This window comes from Pullulanibacillus camelliae (assembly GCF_014642655.1).
Lineage (GTDB): Bacteria > Bacillota > Bacilli > Bacillales > Sporolactobacillaceae > Pullulanibacillus > Pullulanibacillus camelliae.
Map to the genome: position 1 here is coordinate 1 of NZ_BMIR01000002.1, position 17,624 is coordinate 17,624.

15 protein-coding genes are annotated in these 17,624 nt (G+C 40.8%); 13 read left to right on the forward strand and 2 right to left on the reverse strand.

The window, feature by feature from the left end; genetic code table 11:
• Nucleotides 1–495: 495 nt before the first annotated feature.
• Complete coding sequence (locus tag IEW82_RS02970) at nucleotides 496–1,389, reverse strand: AraC family transcriptional regulator (protein ID WP_188688982.1); 894 nt, start codon at nucleotides 1,387–1,389, stop codon at nucleotides 496–498.
• A 127-nt stretch (nucleotides 1,390–1,516) separates the two neighbouring features.
• On the opposite strand from IEW82_RS02970, the gene IEW82_RS02975 reads away from it, so the two are divergent.
• The 12 genes from IEW82_RS02975 (at nucleotide 1,517) to IEW82_RS03030 (ending at nucleotide 13,621) form a co-directional block, all read left to right on the forward strand.
• Entirely contained in the window at nucleotides 1,517–2,320 is an 804-nt protein-coding gene (locus IEW82_RS02975; protein WP_188688985.1) for a sugar phosphate isomerase/epimerase family protein, read from the forward strand.
• 45 nt (nucleotides 2,321–2,365) lie between these two features.
• Nucleotides 2,366–3,439, forward strand: a complete 1,074-nt coding sequence (locus IEW82_RS02980; protein ID WP_188688987.1) for a Gfo/Idh/MocA family protein — start codon at nucleotides 2,366–2,368, stop codon at nucleotides 3,437–3,439.
• A 475-nt stretch (nucleotides 3,440–3,914) separates the two neighbouring features.
• Complete coding sequence (locus tag IEW82_RS02985) at nucleotides 3,915–4,685, forward strand: GntR family transcriptional regulator (RefSeq protein WP_188688990.1); 771 nt, start codon at nucleotides 3,915–3,917, stop codon at nucleotides 4,683–4,685.
• 1 nt (nucleotide 4,686) lies between these two features.
• The gene (locus IEW82_RS02990) at nucleotides 4,687–5,115 is read left to right on the forward strand and encodes a PTS sugar transporter subunit IIA (protein ID WP_188688993.1); all 429 of its coding nucleotides are present in this window, start codon (nucleotides 4,687–4,689) and stop codon (nucleotides 5,113–5,115) included.
• Nucleotides 5,116–5,165: 50 nt separating this feature from the next.
• Entirely contained in the window at nucleotides 5,166–5,441 is a 276-nt protein-coding gene (locus IEW82_RS02995; protein ID WP_188688996.1) for a PTS sugar transporter subunit IIB, read from the forward strand.
• 18 nt (nucleotides 5,442–5,459) lie between these two features.
• A complete protein-coding gene (gene ulaA / locus IEW82_RS03000) occupies nucleotides 5,460–6,728 on the forward strand; it encodes a PTS ascorbate transporter subunit IIC (RefSeq protein WP_188688999.1) in 1,269 nt (422 codons plus the stop codon).
• Nucleotides 6,729–6,790: 62 nt separating this feature from the next.
• The gene (locus IEW82_RS03005) at nucleotides 6,791–7,708 is read left to right on the forward strand and encodes a phosphotriesterase family protein (protein ID WP_308422118.1); all 918 of its coding nucleotides are present in this window, start codon (nucleotides 6,791–6,793) and stop codon (nucleotides 7,706–7,708) included.
• Nucleotides 7,709–7,771: 63 nt separating this feature from the next.
• Nucleotides 7,772–8,530, forward strand: a complete 759-nt coding sequence (locus tag IEW82_RS03010; protein WP_188689006.1) for a creatininase family protein — start codon at nucleotides 7,772–7,774, stop codon at nucleotides 8,528–8,530.
• 66 nt (nucleotides 8,531–8,596) lie between these two features.
• Complete coding sequence (locus IEW82_RS03015) at nucleotides 8,597–9,232, forward strand: bifunctional 4-hydroxy-2-oxoglutarate aldolase/2-dehydro-3-deoxy-phosphogluconate aldolase (protein ID WP_188689008.1); 636 nt, start codon at nucleotides 8,597–8,599, stop codon at nucleotides 9,230–9,232.
• 129 nt (nucleotides 9,233–9,361) lie between these two features.
• Entirely contained in the window at nucleotides 9,362–10,078 is a 717-nt protein-coding gene (locus tag IEW82_RS03020; protein ID WP_188689013.1) for a DsbA family oxidoreductase, read from the forward strand.
• 443 nt (nucleotides 10,079–10,521) lie between these two features.
• Nucleotides 10,522–11,727: an MFS transporter gene (locus IEW82_RS03025; RefSeq protein ID WP_188689016.1), complete on the forward strand. Its 1,206-nt coding sequence runs from the start codon at nucleotides 10,522–10,524 to the stop codon at nucleotides 11,725–11,727.
• A gap of 361 nt (nucleotides 11,728–12,088) precedes the next feature.
• Nucleotides 12,089–13,621: a DHA2 family efflux MFS transporter permease subunit gene (locus tag IEW82_RS03030; RefSeq protein WP_188689019.1), complete on the forward strand. Its 1,533-nt coding sequence runs from the start codon at nucleotides 12,089–12,091 to the stop codon at nucleotides 13,619–13,621.
• 584 nt (nucleotides 13,622–14,205) lie between these two features.
• On the opposite strand, the gene IEW82_RS03035 is transcribed toward IEW82_RS03030, so the two are convergent.
• Nucleotides 14,206–15,360, reverse strand: coding sequence for an aminotransferase A (locus tag IEW82_RS03035; RefSeq protein WP_188689022.1), 1,155 nt, complete (start codon nucleotides 15,358–15,360; stop codon nucleotides 14,206–14,208).
• Nucleotides 15,361–15,677: 317 nt separating this feature from the next.
• On the opposite strand from IEW82_RS03035, the gene IEW82_RS03040 reads away from it, so the two are divergent.
• Nucleotides 15,678–17,621, forward strand: coding sequence for an asparagine synthase-related protein (locus IEW82_RS03040; RefSeq protein WP_188689025.1), 1,944 nt, complete (start codon nucleotides 15,678–15,680; stop codon nucleotides 17,619–17,621).
• The last annotated feature ends 3 nt before the right edge of the window (nucleotides 17,622–17,624 follow it).

A 17,624-nucleotide genomic window follows, 5' to 3' on the forward strand; every position in this document is an offset into this window, starting at 1 on the left:
AACGATTAAACGGCCTTAGCCCTATGGAATATAGAACTAAAGCCGCTTAAAACTCGTTTTATTATTTTCACTGTCTACTTGACAGGGGGCACTTCAAAAATTGGTGGGTACCACTCTTTTGAATTAAAAAGTATAAAATTCTGTTTGTCATCGGAATTGGCAAGGTTGATTTTCGCTACAGAACGCTTGCTTTCCTCATGCCCACATGATGTGGGTAGGGTCGGCGTTGTCACAGGACGTGACGTTTTTAGCCGATCGTCCTTAGTGGCCTCAGCTCACTTTGGAGTGGACAATCTGTTTTCCCAAGTATTTGTGATTAAAAGTCCCCTGTTCCTGCGTCTACGTGTATGGCTTCGAAGTCAGCTTTCTCGGAACAACTCGACGTTTATTCGTGAAGTAACGCTAGCCTCGTTCCCGAAGGCACCAGAGCGTCTTTCGCCCCAATCCACTTGAAAACCGACGAGGCTTTTGGTATTAAAACCTTGCAGTTATTGCCTAGCTTTTAGTATAGGGTTCTTCCAGAGGGGCTGCTCGTCTATAGGCAGTGGGCGTGAGCCTTTTTCTTTGTCTGAAAACACGCGAAAAGGTATTAAAAGATTGATACCCCACTTCTGCAGCGATGTCTGTGACTGGCATGTCAGTTGAAAGCAAAAGGCTGCACGCGTGACGAATGCGCACTTCGTGTAAAAAGTTAATAAAGTTTAAACCGACCTGACGCTTAAACTGCTCGCTTAAATAAGGCACGCTGACTTTAAATAAATCTGATAATCGTGACAGCGTGATATCCTCATTAAAATGGGAATGGATATAATGAACGATTGGCCAGATCATGCCATTGGCTTGCTTGGTTGTAACCTTTGAAAGACTATTTTCTTCCTGACGCAATCGGTCAAAATGGATGAGAAGCTCGATGACTTTTGCTTTGATTAATAGATTTCGCCAAGGTGCTTTGGATTGATATTCTTGATAGATATTATCGAGGATCGCTTTAAATGGAGGAAATTGATCCTGATCCAATTGAATGAAGGAAGGGCGTTCTTCCGCGTCCATGCCATTGTACAAAAGGCGGGTAAGGCCATGATCCTTTTGTCCGGAATCCATGATCAGCTCTAAGTCAAAATTGCAATTATATAAAATTAACGGATGGTCTGTATAAGTATGAATGTCATGAATTTGATAAGGAGAGACGAATGTAAAGGTCCCAGGACTTAACGGATGTGTTTTGCCATTAATCGTTTCGCTGCCTTCCCCTTCAAGCACCAACGAAAATTCTAAAAAGTCATGACGATGGGCTGGAAAATAGTTATCGACATGATTGATCGATAAGTGAAAAGGAAAAGCGCTATGCACATTAGGATAATCGGATAGGTATCTAGGAATTAAAGTCATCGACGCTTTGCTCTCCTTCATCTGAAAAAATGAGAGGTTTTTCTTAATTTCTGACACGCATTTTTAATAAGCTTAGTTTAACATAAACTTATGCAGAGATTAATCGAAGGAAAAGGAGGAAGTTGAAATGAAATTTGCTTTTATGACAGCTAACTATGTGGCGAGAGAACTAAATTATACCAAAAGTCTGGATTGGGGCAAGTGCCATGAAGCAACAGTGGCTGCCTTTCATGGACCAAATTTCAAATCAAAGTTTGAGGAATTGATTGCAACAGTTAAAGAATTGGGCTTCGACGCTATCGAATTGTGGGTTGCTCATCTTGATCCACTAAAAGCCACTCCAGAGATGATTGAGATCGCCAAAGGGATATTAAATGCCTATGAAATGGATGTGATCTCTTATACAGCTGGATTCGGCTCTCCGGGGGTAACAAGGGAGGAAGCTCAGAAAATATTTGAAACAGCCAAGGCGATTGGAGCACCAGTATTAGCGCAAGGCTTCCATCCTGATAATGGCGATATTGTTAAAGAATTTGCTGAGGCTAATCATATTTATATGGGGTTAGAAAATCACCCTGAAAAGACCCCACAGGAAGTTATAGACAAGGTTGCACCTTTTGCCCCTTGGGTAGGATCGGCCCTTGATACGGGTTGGTTTGCAACTCAAGGTTATGATCCTATTAAAGCAGTTAGAGCATTGCAGGATCATCTTGTCCATGTTCATTTAAAGGATGTGAAGGCTGCCGGCGCTCATGACACGTGTACACTGGGTGACGGCATCGTGGACATTAAGGGTGTTATGACAGAATTAAAAGCGATTGGCTATACTGGTCCGATGACAGTTGAACACGAGCCCCATTTACACGATCCAACTGAAGAGTGTAGAGAAAGCTTGAAGCGCGTACAACACTGGTGGTCTGAATTACAATAAGTCAATTTATAAAATGGATAATAAAGAGTTGGAGGGAATATAAGGATGTCAACACAGAAGAAAATACGTTTAGGCATGATAGGTGCGGGATCAATTGGAAGCGTTCACATGCAAACATTTGGCAAGCTGCCTGAAGAAGCAGAATTTATTGCGGTAACAGATGTTTACATGCCTTTGGCCCAAATTGCTGCAACAACGTACAATATACCTAAGGTTTATCCAACGCCTGAAGAGCTTTTTGCTGATGAAGATGTGGATGCAGTGATTATAGGTGTACCAAATAAATTTCATGCACCGCTGGCCGTTCAAGCGCTTAAGGCAGGAAAGCATGTTCTGGTCGAGAAGCCAATGGGCATCAATGCAGAGGCGGCAAAGGAAATTGTCAGGGCCCAACGTAAGAATGGGAAAGTGGTAATGGTGGGTCACCAAATGCGCTGGGGATGGCAATCTAGAGCGATCAAAAGGCAGGTTGAGGCTGGGGAACTCGGTAAAATCTATAACGCAAAAACAGGCTGGTGGCGTCGTAAAGGGATTCCAGGCTGGGGAACCTGGTTTACGCAAAAAGAAGTCGCTGGTGGCGGTCCGCTCATTGATATTGGCGTGCATATGCTTGATCTCGCCTTTCATTTAATGGGAGACCCTAAGCCAGTATCTGTTTTTGGATCAACGTATGCCGAATTCGGCCCTAAGAAACGCGGCATTGGCACATGGGGCACACCCAATTGGAAAGGGTCTTATGATGTTGAGGACTTAGCCACTGCTCTCATTAAAATGGAGGACGGCTCAACGCTTTCTCTTGAAGTAAGCTGGGCTGTTAATATGGATAGTGATAACCAACCTTTTATCCATCTCATGGGTTCAGAAGGTGGCGCCTCATTAGTTGGTGACGGGTATAAGTTCTTAACTGAAAAATTCGATCAACCTGTTGATATTGAGGGCAAACGAACGGATGAGGCAGAAGATCGTGTGTTATTGAGCCAACATTTTCTAGAATGTGTTCGTGAAGGTAAAGAACCGATCACATCGGCAATGAGCGGTTTAAAGACCAATCTTGTCCTTGACGCTATCTTTGAATCCTCAAGAACTGGACATGAGGTTCAGCTGGATTGGAGTATTTAAGCGTAGGGTGGTTCACTTTTGCTTGAGTATATTGAGGAAAGTTCAAGGTTGGGCTAAATTGTCAGAATTATACGGAGTAAAGTCTTAGTTTTTCCTATACTTTGTCACGTATTTACCTAAGCAAAAGTCTATACTTTCCCAAAAGTTATAAATAAAAATCGGAATTATTCTAAACTGCACCCCAATTGTTAGATGTCTATAACAACTGAAGGTGCAGTTTTTCTATGAGCATACCCACTCTTATAAGCTTAATTCATGATAATGAATAATAAATAATGGAATGCTAGTGATTAGACTTATAAATAATGTTAATGCATTCTTCTAAGACGTTAAAAATAGCATTAGTCGTTTTATTTAAAAATTAATATTAGAGTATAAGTTCAGTAAATTATTAATAAACATCATAATCTTTATTTACAAAAAACTAACGATGTGCTATATTGATTATAATGAATTTAGCATTGGAGGGCCCACAATGCCAAAAAAATTAAAAAGAGAATCCAAAATGCCGCTTTATAAGCAGTTGAAGGAACAATTGATGACATTTATTTCAGAAAATTTGAAACCGGGTGATATGTTACCTGTTGAATCTGAAATAGAAAAGAAATACGGCGTGAGTCGAGTTACTGTTAGAAAGACTATTGAAGAATTAGTAACTGATGGAATAGTTGTGAAGTATCAAGGAAGGGGGACATTTGTTCAATCAAAAAAAATTATTCAAGATGTTGGTAAAATAACGAGTTGGACCGAAGAGATGCGAATAAAAGGAAAGAAATCACAATCAATTAATGTTTCACTTACAGAAATCAGTCCAACAAAAAAGTTAGCAAAAAAGCTTCAGTTAAACCATGCTGAAAAGGTCATTCGACTTAAAAGGACACGTTTAGTTGATGGAGAGCCTATCGTTATTATGATCAACTATTTGTGCGCTTCAATGATCCCTGATTTTATAGAAAAGGGACTCACATCGGAATCATTATATGAAACGCTAGAAAAAGAATATGGCATCATTATTGAAGAAGCAACTGAATTGGTTAAGGCGAGAGAAGCAACAGATTTAGAGGCTTTAGAATTAAATCTTGAACCGTATTCACCTGTATTTCATATTACGCGTTTATCCTATTTAGATGGACTTCCATTTGAAGTTGTAGAAATGACAAGTCGACCCGATCGATATGAATATCATATTCAACTATCTGGTCGAAACAAAGAGAGAGTGATTTTAGCAGAAAGAGAGGATGAATAATATGCTACAAGTTAAAAAGGAAATGGTAATCATAAATGAAAAGGCAATTTCTGCAGAGGAAGCGATTCGTAAAGCAGGGAAGCTTTTAGTGGATGCAGGTAAGGTAAGTTTTAACTATGTCGATGCAATGGTGAAGGGATATAAAGAAATAGGACCTTATATTGTTTTGGGGCCACATATAGCGATCCCTCATGCCCGACCCGAATATGGTGTGTATGAACAATGTCTTTCAATGGTCTTATTAGAAGATCCTGTGAGCTTTGGCCACCCTACAAATGATCCTGTAAAACTTGTTTGTGCAATTGGGGGAACAGATAATGAAAGTCACATTAATATGTTGAGAGAATTATCTACAGTTTTAGGAGATCCAGAAAAAATTTATGGATTGATGAATGCCAGGGATTACAATGAATTTGTTTCCTATTTATAGAAACCATTGCAATAAACACATAATTTTTATTATTAAAAGGGGTGTTTGTAATGAGAGTTGTTACCGTTTGTGGCATGGGGTTTGGAACGAGTTTAATGCTGTTGATGGACATTCAAGCCATCGCACAAAAGCATGGATTTTCTGTAGAAGGCGAAGCGGTTGATTTAGGTTCGGCTAAGGGGAAAACTTGTGACTTTATGGTGGCCTCAAGTGAAATCGCTTCCGAATTATCAGGTGAAGCTGTACATGTCATATCAATTAATAATTTACTTGATAAAAAAGAAATTGAAGAAAAAGTTATGCCGATTATACGGCAGATGACTTAAGTGCTGGAGGGGAGAACTATGTTACATTTTATCGTGTCATTTTTAACAAATCCAGCAATTATCTTGGGCATTGTGGCTGCTATAGGGCTTATAGCTTTGAAAAAATCCATTTCAGATATTATTAAAGGAACATTAAAGACAGTTTTTGGGTTTCTAATTTTACAAGCAGGTTCAAATCTTATTATAACAACTTTGACACCTTTCAGTCAAATGTTTACGGATGCTTTTGGATTGACTGGAGTAGTCGCAGAAGATAATTCTTTAGTGGCTGCTGTCCAGACGATTTTAGGTACGGAGACAGCGCTTATTTTGGCTTTTTCATTTTTAATTAACTTATTACTTGCTCGATTTACTCCTTGGAAATACATTTTTTTAACGGGTCATATGATGTTTTCATTTGCTGGAACAATGGCGATTTTATTTGATCAAATGGGCTTTTCAAGTGTTTGGACGGTCATTCTCGGATCTGTTGTACAAGGGATTTCAATGGTTGCATTTCCGGCATTTGCTCAGCCTTTTGTTCGTAAGGTTATTGGAAATGATCAAGTGGCGTTTGGGTTTTGGGGGAGTTCATGGATTGCGCTCTGTGGTTGGATTGGTGGAAAGCTTGGAAATAAAGAAAAATCAAGTGAAGATATAAAGGTTCCTAAGTCTATTGATTTCTTAAAAGATATGTCGATATTGATGGGAATCATTATGGTCATTATTTTTGTTGTCACTTCCTTCTTTGTGGATCCACATCAGATGACTAAGATATCTGGCGGTGATAACTATGTCCTCTTTTCCATTATTCAAGGTTTAACCTTTGTTGCTGGTATTCTAGTGTTGTTGCAAGGTGTGAGGATGTTTCTCGGCGAAATTGTTCCAGCATTTAAAGGGATTGGAGAGAAAATTGTCCCGGGTGCTCGGCCTGCTTTAGATGTGCCTATTTTCTATTCTTATGCACCTGTTGGGGTCACTCTAGGTTTTTTATCTGCTATGGTAGGTGGATTGATTGTTACCTTTATATCCAGTATATTACCTGTTTCTGTTTTACCTTCAGTCATTGGTCTCTTCTTTATGGGCGGTGCAGCAGGTGTTTTTGGAAATATTTTTGGTGGACGTCGCGGAGCAATCATTGCCGGATTTTTATTAGGATTAACTTTCTCACTTTTGGTGGCGTTAGCATATCCTTTGCTTGATGTATCAGGATATGGAGTGAAAGGATTATGGTTTGCTTCACCTGATGCTATCATTGTTGTCATTATTGTTAGATTAATAGGTGTGTTGTTCGGCATCCATTTATAGAAGGTTAAACGACAATGGTATTGCGTTGCCTTAAGTAATGAATACAAATAGGGAGTTGCTTAATAATGAAGAAAGTAAGAACTGTTTTAGGAGATATTGCAGCAGAGGAGCTTGGTTTTACCTATAGTCATGAACATCTTTGGTGTTCCCCGCCTCCATCGCAAAAAGATCGTGATTATGAATTAACAAATTATGAGGCTTCTATGCAAGAGCTCAAACGTTTTAAAGAAGCAGGAGGAGAATCACTTGTTGACGCTTCAACATTAGATTATGGGCGCAATGGGGGAAAGCTTAAGAGGATGGCCGAAGACACAGGAGTCAATGTGGTTGGTGTTTCTGGTTTTAATAAACATATCTATTTTCCAGCATGGATTACTTTTGATTCCATTGATCAAATTAAGGACCGTTTAGTCCGTGATATTGAGCAAGGAATGGACGGGACTTCAGCTAAAGCAGGATTTTTAAAATCTGGTTCCTGGTACAACCTTATCCATCCTTTGGAGGAAAAAGTGACTCGGGCTGTTGCCCGTGCACAATTAGAAACGGGTGCCCCAATCTGGCTGCATACCGAAGCTGGCACAATGGGGATGGAAATGCTAGATATTCTTGAAGAGGAAGGTGTCGATCTGACTAAGGTTGCTGTCGGACATAGTGATCGAAATGCCGATCCATATTACCATTTACAATTAGCTGGCCGAGGAGCTTATGTTCAATTTGATGGCATTGGAAAAATAAAATATTATCCGGATAGTATTCGCGTTGAATGTATTAAGAATCTATTAAAACATGGCCATTCTGATCAGCTAATGATTTCTGGCGATATGGGGAGACAAAGCTACCTTAAGTCTTACGGTGGCGGGCCTGGGTTTGAATATATCATTAAAAAATTTATACCGAGATTACTAGATCAAGGCATTACCCAAGAACAAATTGATACAATTTTTGTGAAAAATCCAGCGCGTTGGTTAGCTCAGTTTTAAAAATAAGCAATTTTATATGGTGCAGAAAATACAAACCACCTAACCTCGGGGAGGGGGAGACAGATGGAACACATCCATGAATTAATGACAATGACTCGAGACGAGGTAGAGGAAGCGGTTAAGACCTTTCCAGTTGCAGTTCTTCCGCTAGGGGCAACAGAACAGCATGGACACCATCTTCCTATGGGAGTAGATATCTTTCTCGCGGAAGCCCTTGCTAAACAAGTTTGTCAAGAAACAGGGGCACTTTTACTTCCATCGATACCATTTGGATATTCCTGGGTATGGAGAGATATTCCGGGTACTATTACACTACAACAGCACCATGTAGAGGATTTGATTAAAGATGTTGCGCATAGTGTAGCACGATATGGTATTAAATTACTTGTTTTAATCAACGGTCATGATTCAAATAAAACCAGCATGAAATATGCGACTAGAGAGCTAGTAGATGAAATTGATATGCCTGTTGTTTATCTCTTCTATCCTGATTTAGATAAAACGCTCTCTGAAAATTGTAATTCATCTACTTGGCATGGTATGATCCATGCTTGTGAATTTGAAACATCCCTTATGCTAGCAGTTAATGAGCGGCTGGTGGATATGGAGAAAGCGGTTAAAGAATATCCAAAACAACCTGATCTATATGGGAAATCCTCAATATCATTAGGAACATTAAGCCAAAGTGGTGTTTTTGGAGATGCGACACAAGCGACTAAGGAAAAGGGAGAAAAGATGTTCAAGCAGTTTACGGATAAAATGAGCGCTCTAGTTAAAGAAGCCTGTGAGGAATTTAATATAAAATCTAAATACGAGTGCTAGGAATGCTGTGCCAGTGCTATGGATAAAAATATTCAAGTCTTCTCAAAGTAAAGAAGGAGATTAAAAATGTCTAACAATACCCTTCAATTCATTTATAAGCAAAAACTTGTAGCAGTTATTCGAGGAATAGAAGGAAGTGAAGTCTTATCTGTTGCCCAAGCGTTAAAAGAGGGTGGTATCAATGTATTAGAAGTGGCAGCAGACACACCAGGTATTCTATCTATTATTGAAGCACTTAATGAAGCGTTTGGAGATGAAATGATAGTAGGGGCAGGAACTGTTTTGGATGCGGAAACCGCAAGAGCAACTATTTTGGCAGGAGCAAAGTTTATTTTTTCTCCTACGGTTAACAGCCGAACGATTAAAATGACAAAGAGGTATGATGTGGTGAGTATTCCGGGAGCCTTGACGCCGACTGAAATATTAAAAGCATATGAAGCAGGAGCTGATATTATAAAGGTTTTCCCAGCCAATATTATGGGTCCAAAGTACATTAAAGATATTCATGCACCTTTACCGCATATTCCATTAATGCCAACGGGTGGAGTTGATTTAAATAATATTAATGAGTATTTTAAGAATGGAGCGGTGGCAGCTGGTCTAGGGAGTGCGCTTGTCAACGCCAGAAAGTTAATGAATCCATCCGCTCTAAAAGATCTCAAGACGAAAGCATTACAATTTAGAGGAAAAGTATCTCTGTAGGGGATAACGTATAAGTTCACCATGACTTGTCGGTAGTATAAATAAGCAAGCGTCTGATTAGAAAAAAACAGCTTTTCATGTTAAATTTGTAAGGAAAACTCACTTACAAGTGATGATGGAGAGATGAACATGAAAATTGAAGTGTGGTCGGATTTTGTTTGTCCGTTTTGTTATATTGGAAAAAGACATTTAGAGGAAGCCCTTAAAAGTCTTCCTGATGTGAGTCAAGTCACGATTGATTACAAGAGCTTCGAGCTGGACCCGCATTCACCAAAGGATAGTGATGGAGATATTCATGCGTCCTTAGCGAAAAAGTTTGGCGTGAGCTATGAACAGGCTAAGGCGATGAATGACCGCATGACAGAACAAGCTAAGGAAGCGGGGCTAACCTACCATTTTGATACGATGATTCCCACGAATACGTTTGATGCACATCGTTTAATGCATTATGCAGAAAGCTTTGGGAAGAAAGCAGAAATGACAGAGCGCTTGCTAAAAGCCTATTTTACGGATTCCAAACATATTGGTGACCATGAGACGCTGTCTATCTTAGCTGAAGAGGTTGGATTAAATAAGGAAGATGTGCAAGCGATGCTTACAGGAACAGATTATGCTGATGTTGTGCGTCAAGACGAACAAGAAGCCCAACAATTAAATGTTCAAGGTGTTCCATTCTTCGTTATTAATCGTAAATATGCGATTTCTGGTGCCCAACCAATAGAGGTCTTTAGCAATGCCTTGAAGAAGGTTCACCAAGAGGAGCAACCGCTTATGGTCTTGAATGAAACAACAGATGAAGCCATTTGCGCGGATGGCTCCTGCCAAATTCCAACCAAATCAAAGTGATAACAAGGCCACCCATTTTATGCGGTGGCCTTGTTATATTACTGGACTTTGTTATTCCTTATTAGTACTTGGTGACAGCCTTAGTGTGTGATTTGAAAAAATTACATCAGAGTGAAAGCTAAGGCTGCCATTTGGAAATTGATGATAATAAAGCTGTGCCAATCCAAGGCATGAGCATAACAAAAGGCAGCCCCTTTTAACCAAAGCTCCGTAAACACATGAAGCCTCTTCCATATCTGATGATGCTCTATACCCAGACCAGGACTGGGCGTACTTTGCACGGTATTTCTATTCACGAGAACGTGTGACATTTTGTGTAGCTATAAAGAGCCTTCCAGCGCAATTGCTTCAATAAATAATGAAAATTAATGAAATCTACCGATGACAGCCATCAGTTATCGTGGTATTATGGTTGGAGTTATTTTAGGAAGAAGTGACGTGAGATGCTAGTATGGAAACGCAATTTGTGGGTGCTGTGGATCGGAGCCTTTTTTACTGCAGCTAGCTTTTCTATGGTTATTCCATTCTTACCGTTGTTCTTACTTCAGTTAGGTGTGCATACGCACACTGAACTATGGTCTGGAATGATCTTTAGTGCCGCCTTTTTAGCGGGGGCTTTTGCTTCGCCGATATGGGGAGCACTTGGTGACAAATATGGAAGAAAGCCGATGATTATACGCGCCGGCTTTTTCTTGTTTTTAATCTATACACTGACCGCTTTTGTGACCAATCCTTATGAGATTTTGATTTTACGTATTATGCAAGGACTGCTTACGGGTTTTATCCCAGGGACCATTGCCTTGATTGGGACGAATACACCGAAGGAAAAAGTCGGCTATGCCTTGGCAATGATTTCAACAGCGACAGCCGCGGGCAGCATCATTGGGCCATTACTGGGCGGTAGTATTGCTCAATTGGTCGGCAATCGTCTCGCCTTTGCCAGTGCTGGGGTTCAAGTATTGATTTCGACTGTACTTGTTATTTTCCTTGTTAAGGAAGAAACGTTTACACCAAGCAAGGACAGAACCTCTGTCACTAGAGACATTCGTTTAGCCACTGCTAATCGTCCTTTTATGATGGTGTTATTTTTGACAATTGTTGCTCAATGTTCCGTTATGACCATTGAACCGGTCTTGCCACTTTATGTTGTTAAGCTTACGGGATCTTCTGATAACACATCATTTATTGCAGGTCTTGTATTTTCATTGCCGGGGATTGCAAGTGTTATTTTTGGCCCTTACTGGGGAAAGCTTGCTGATAAAGCAGGCTTTAATCGTGTTCTAATGATTGGCTTGTTAGGAGGAAGCTTGGGCATGGCGGCTCAAGTTCTTTTCAGTGATATTTGGGGCTTCTCCATCGTCCGGTTTATCTTCGGTATCTTCTTTTGTGCGGTATTTCCTGCGCTTAATGGTTTGGTTGTTAAAGCAACACCCGAAAATTTCCGGGGACGCGCATTTGGATTGAGTCAAACGGCCAACCAATTAGGGGGAATGCTGGGACCGATGCTGGGCGGATTTATTGGTGGATTTTGGCCTATTCAAATGGTGTTTTTATCGACAGGTATACTCTTGTTAGTGGCTTTAGGAATTGCCTATAGCACAAGGCGACCAACAAAGCATCTCAAGCATAAAATGGGAGCCAACCATTAGTGTAAAGGGAGTAGAAAGATAGTTAGTGAGTTAAGGGAAAGTCCTTTCAGGAGCGTATACCTGAAGCGTTATGGTTTTCAAGCTTATATGTTGACAAAAAAATGATTCGAGATTAATATAATTACAGCTCAGGGGACTTACTATTAGTAATATGATTGTTTAAAATAATGGAACGCGACATGTTTATGCCAGTTTTTTTTCCTACCTAACAAAGGTGGGTCTTTTATTTGGCTAAATGCGGATGTGGAAAAAGGGTTTTGGCGGTGCAATCCCATTTTCTATCCGTTTATAGATAATTTTTGCTACGTACTTAATCCCAGAGTGAGAAAATAAAAACAACTATATGGAGGTTGAAAGAAAAATGTCAACAGAAAATAGTACGACCAAGAATATAAAAGTTGTACCTATTTTTGGGATTATGATTGCGGGCGCACTCATTGCCTTTTTGAATCAAACATTGATTAATATTGCCTTACCGCAAATCATGAATCATTTTAAAATATCCGCTACGACGGCAGATTGGTTGACCACCATTTTTATGCTTGTTAATGGTATTGTCATACCGATCACTGCCTTTCTAATGAACCGGTTTACAACAAGACAGCTCTATCTTACAGCAATGGGTCTGTTTACTATAGGAACAGTCATTTGTGCATTGGCACCTTCTTTTTCAATTATCTTAGTGGGTAGAGTCATTCAAGCGGCTGGTGCTGGTGTGTTGTTCCCGCTAATTACAAATGTCATTTTTACTATTTTTCCAACCAATCGTCGCGGCTTTGCTATGGGGATTTTTGGGGTAGCCATGAACTTTGCCCCCGCCATTGGTCCAACATTATCTGGTTGGATTGTCCAAAGCTATTCTTGGCGCGTTTTGTTTTATATCATTTTACCGATTGCAATTCTCGATCTTATTATTGCCTTCTTCCTTGTCAAAAATGTCACTGAAACCAAACGTCCAAAGCTGGATGTTTTAGGCGTTGTCCTATCAACAATCGGGTTTGGCGGCTTATTATACGGCTTTGCCACGGTTGGTGACAAAGGCTGGGGAAGTGATGAGGTTATTGGTTCATTAGTCATTGGTGGTGTAAGTGTCATTCTCTTTGTCATCTGGCAGCTGATCACTGATGAGCCCATCTTGGAATTCAGGATCTTCCGCTATCCGATCTTCACGTTAACGACAGCGATCAATGTTGTGATCACAATGGCAATGTTCTCTGGTATGATCTTAATGCCGATCTACATGCAAAATATTCGCGGCTTCTCTCCAATCATGTCAGGCTTATTGCTTTTGCCAGGTGGAGTTGTTATGGGGATTATGTCGCCGATTACCGGACGCTTATTTGATAAGTTCGGTGCGAAATGGCTCGCGGTTATTGGGTTGTTCATTACGATCGTGACCACCTTTGCATTAACACGATTGGTTGTGAATACATCCTTTACCTATGTTGTCATCGTTTATACTGTTCGGATGTTTGGTATGTCTTTAATCATGATGCCAATCTTTACAGCTGGATTAAATGAGTTAGCATTGAGCTTGAATAAATATGGCACTGCCATGGTTAATACGTTAAGAAACGTATCTGGTGCTGTGGGAATGGCCTTTTTCGTATCCATTATGTCTAATCAAGGACTTAAGCATGTAAAAGATATTGTCTTGAAACAGCATATTCTCCCAAGTGATAAAGCTCATATGGCTTTGGCGCAGCAACAGGGTTCTGTCATGGGGGTTAATGACGCATTTATGGTGGCAACAGCTTTATCTATCATCGCCTTCATTTTAGCGTTCTTCATTAAACCCTCTGAACCAAAGGAAGATACGATTACCAATCGAGTGCGCAAGCCACATCGCCTTCGCTTAGCTTTCTTTCCAAAGAAACCACAAGGGAGCAGATAAGTCATCATTGCTTTTTAAATTACTGCCATTAGACCTTCCTAAAAGGGCACAGGGTGCAGTTTTGAAAAAGCGAGTAACATAATAAATAGCACGCTATTTACCATTTATTTCATTAACTAAATTGGTAATGATAGCAAGAAAAACGCTCAGAATTTGATCTGAGCGTTTTTTGTACTATCAGAATGTATAATTTCGCTGACGCTCTCAAAGGAAGAGAGTATAAGTGTCACTTTGGCTTTCGCCTTCTAAGGCTTGCGGGCACCCTAAGTGGGTGATTTGCAAAAACATCAGGAGTACCAGAAAAGTGGTGCAAGCTGAGTTTTCTAAAAAGAAAGTATAAAATATCTAGTCATGAGGACGGGTGCGGATTTTCGCTTCAGGCCGCTCGCTTACCACTTCCTGCAGGACTCTAGTAGCGCATCGTGAGTCAGCGGCGCCCGAGGAATACACGATTTTAGAGTGTTCCGAATCTCTCGCGCCTTGCGCTTCAATCCACCTGACTAGGCAATGAAGCCTCTTTCATATCTGATGATGCTTTTATAGCTAGACAAGGACCGGGCATGCTTTTCGCCCGGTTTTTCTTATTAAAGCTTGGAAATAAAGCGTTCGAGTCGGTTGAGACCTTCTTCTAAGATCTCTTCGGAATAAGCATAAGAGAGTCTAATATAGCTGTCCCCATAAGAGGAAAAAGCATCACCTGGAACGACGGCAAGCTTTTCCGAGGCGAGTAGAGCTTCGGAAAACGTATTGGATGGCATGCCGAATTTTTCAATAGAAGGAAAGAGGTAAAAGGCTCCTCCTGGTTTGGTTGTTGGCAATCCCATCTCCAAAAGCCGTCCATAGGCATAGTCAAGGCGCTTTTGATAGGCTTCTCGCATGACAGCCGCGTCATCTATACCATTTGTTAAAGCTTCTAGCGCGGCATATTGTGTGATTGATGACACACAAGTCACATTATATTGGTGCACCTTCAAGAGGTGTGGTGCAATTGCTTCAGGGGCTAAGAGAAATCCCATCCGCCAGCCTGTCATGGCATGGGATTTGGATAGACCATTGATAACGATGGTTTTTTCTCGCATCCCGTCAAAAGTGGCTATAGATGTATGCTTGGTTCCATAAGTGAGCTCACTATAGATTTCATCAGAAATAATAAAGATATTTTGATCCTTTAAATAAGTAGCCATTGCCTCAAGCTCTGTTGGCGTAAGAACCATACCAGTCGGATTCGATGGATAAGGCAAGATCAGACATTTTGTTTTATCTGTTATCGCCTGTTTAATCCCGTCGACGGTTAATTTGAATTCAGTTTCTGTTGTATCAATATGTACTGGATGCGCCTGACACATATGAATGACAGGCTCGTAGCCTGGATAAACCGGCCCAGGCAGGAGCACCTCGTCACCAGGTTCTAAAAGCGTGCGCAGCGTGATATCGATGGCCTCGCTCGCTCCGGTTGTTGCGATGATTTCGCTAGCAGCGTCGTAATGGAGCTGGTACTTTTTTTCTACAAATTGCTGAATGGCTTGGCGAAGCTCCATCATACCCGCATTATGCGTATAACTTGTATAATTTTGATCGATGGCCCGTTTCGCAGCTTCTTTAATATGCTCTGGAGTTGGAAAGTCAGGTTGGCCAATGGTCAGCGACATTGCCTCTGGATAATCAGCAACCTTATTAAAAAAACGACGAATGCCGCTAATTTGTATCGCCTTTACTCGAGGATTTAATAATTCTTCCAAGATCATCTTCCTTTTTGTAAAAACTTTACCGCTAAACAAGCCTTTCGTCAATCCATCTGGAGGAAATGGGGGATGAGAGCGAACTCAGGCCTATTTTGAAAAAATTTTCTAAAAAATGATTGACGCCTAGGAGGCATGATGGTATTTTATTTATGAAGTGTTCATTATATAAAACACTTAAGCAGAATATAGCTATGATTTGAAAAATGAATCATATCAGAGATCAGAATTTGATGCATTGCCTGACCAATGAATCTTATTAAATGTGACGATTTGTTCGTTAAATAGAACTGGCGGCTAAGGAGAGGGGGAAAACCGTGAGTGCTATTGCTGGATTGTACTATAAAAATAAGCAGCCTGTACCTATTGATATGCAGCAGCGCGTGATGAAAGCCTTGGAAAGGTTTCCCGCCGATCGGATTGGTTTATGGCAGTACGGTGCGCTCTTTTTTGGGTGTCATGCACAGTGGTGTACGCCAGAATCGGTCGCTGAAAGACTACCCTTTTACGATGCCGCACGAAGGTGTGCCATCACCGCAGACGCCGTGATTGATAATCGTCTTGAATTGGTCGAGCGCTTGAGCGTGGCTAAAGATAAGAGGACTGTCATCACAGACAGTGAAATTATTTTGCTTGCTTATTATAAGTGGGGAGAAAATTTACCTCATTACTTAATGGGTGATTTTGCCTTTATGATTTGGGATGAGCGAGAACAAAAGCTGTTTGGAGCAAGAGATTTTTCTGGTAGGCGCACTTTATATTTTGTTAATGATAATGATCATTTTGCTTTTAGTACTACTTTATCGCCACTCCTGCAGCTGCCTTTTGTAGCACAGCAAATGAGTGCCAATTGGATTGCTGAATTTCTAACTATTCCCGATATGTATGAGGTCGCTGATCCAATGCTCACGGTTTATGAGCAGGTGAAACAGCTTCCACCGTCGCATGCCATCAAAGTGACACAACAACAGATCAGTCTTTCAAGATATTGTCTGGTATCTGGCAGTCAAGGCTTGAAGTTAAAATCGAATGAGGAATATGAGGAAGCCTTTCGCGAGGTATATCAAAGAGCGATTCGTGATCGCTTGCGGACTTATAAGCCAGTCGGGGCGCAACTTAGCGGTGGCTTAGATTCTGGCTCTGTTGTTGGGTTTGCTGCACCTATGCTAAAAGAACAAAAGAAGTGTCTACATACATTTAGCTATGTGCCCATTAATGGCTTTGAGGATTGGACGCCCAAACGGCGGGTAGCTGACGAACGTCCATACATTCACTCGACCATTCGATATGTTGGGAATATCAATGCTCATTTCTGTGACTTTGCAGGCAGAAGTTCTTTTAATGAAATAGATGATTGGTTAGAGATTATGGAAATGCCTTATAAATTCTTTGAAAATTCCTTTTGGATAAAAGGCATTTATGAGGAGGCGCAAAAGTATAATATTGGTATTCTTTTAAATGGTAAAATAGGAAATTTTTCAATTTCTTGGGGGCCAGCACTTGATGTTTATGCTGATTTATTAAAGCGGATGAAATGGGTACGGGTTTATCGAGAATGCGCGCTTTATGCTCAAAACACGGGAGTGGGCCGAAAAAGAATACTAAAGAGCATCGGCAAAAAAGCCTTTCCTTTTCCCAGACATAAGAGTAGCGCTCAAGGTGATGAAGGATTTCCAAGCATCATCAATGCAGCGCTAGCCAAACAGACAGATGTACTGAATCGCCTCAAAGAAAGGCAGATCAATCTGGAGCATGCCGATAGACAGAATGCTATTGATAGACGCCTGCAGCAATTTCAACACCCTCATTTTCTTAGCATTGGCAGCACAGGGGATACGAAGCTTTCCTTACGTCACGGTATCTATGATCGTGATCCTACCAATGATTTGCGCGTGATCCGCTTTTGCTTAGGCTTGCCCGTTGAACAATATGTTCAAAATGGGCGTGATCGTGCTTTGATCAGAAGGGCAACACATCACTATTTGCCAGATCATGTTCGATTGAATCAAAAGGTGCGAGGGATACAGGGGGCAGATGCCATTCAACGCATGCGGGATACATGGCCGGCGTTGCTTGGCGAATTACAGAGCATGAGTAGAAGCCCACTCGTTGCTGATGTTTTGGATCAGCAGGCTATCCAGAACATCCTTCAGCGCATTGAGGAACCGAAGCCACATTACGTCTTTGCTCCTGATTTTAAAATGATGATGAGAAGTTTAATCCTTTTTCGCTTTATCAAAAAGATTGATGAAGGGAGGTGACCA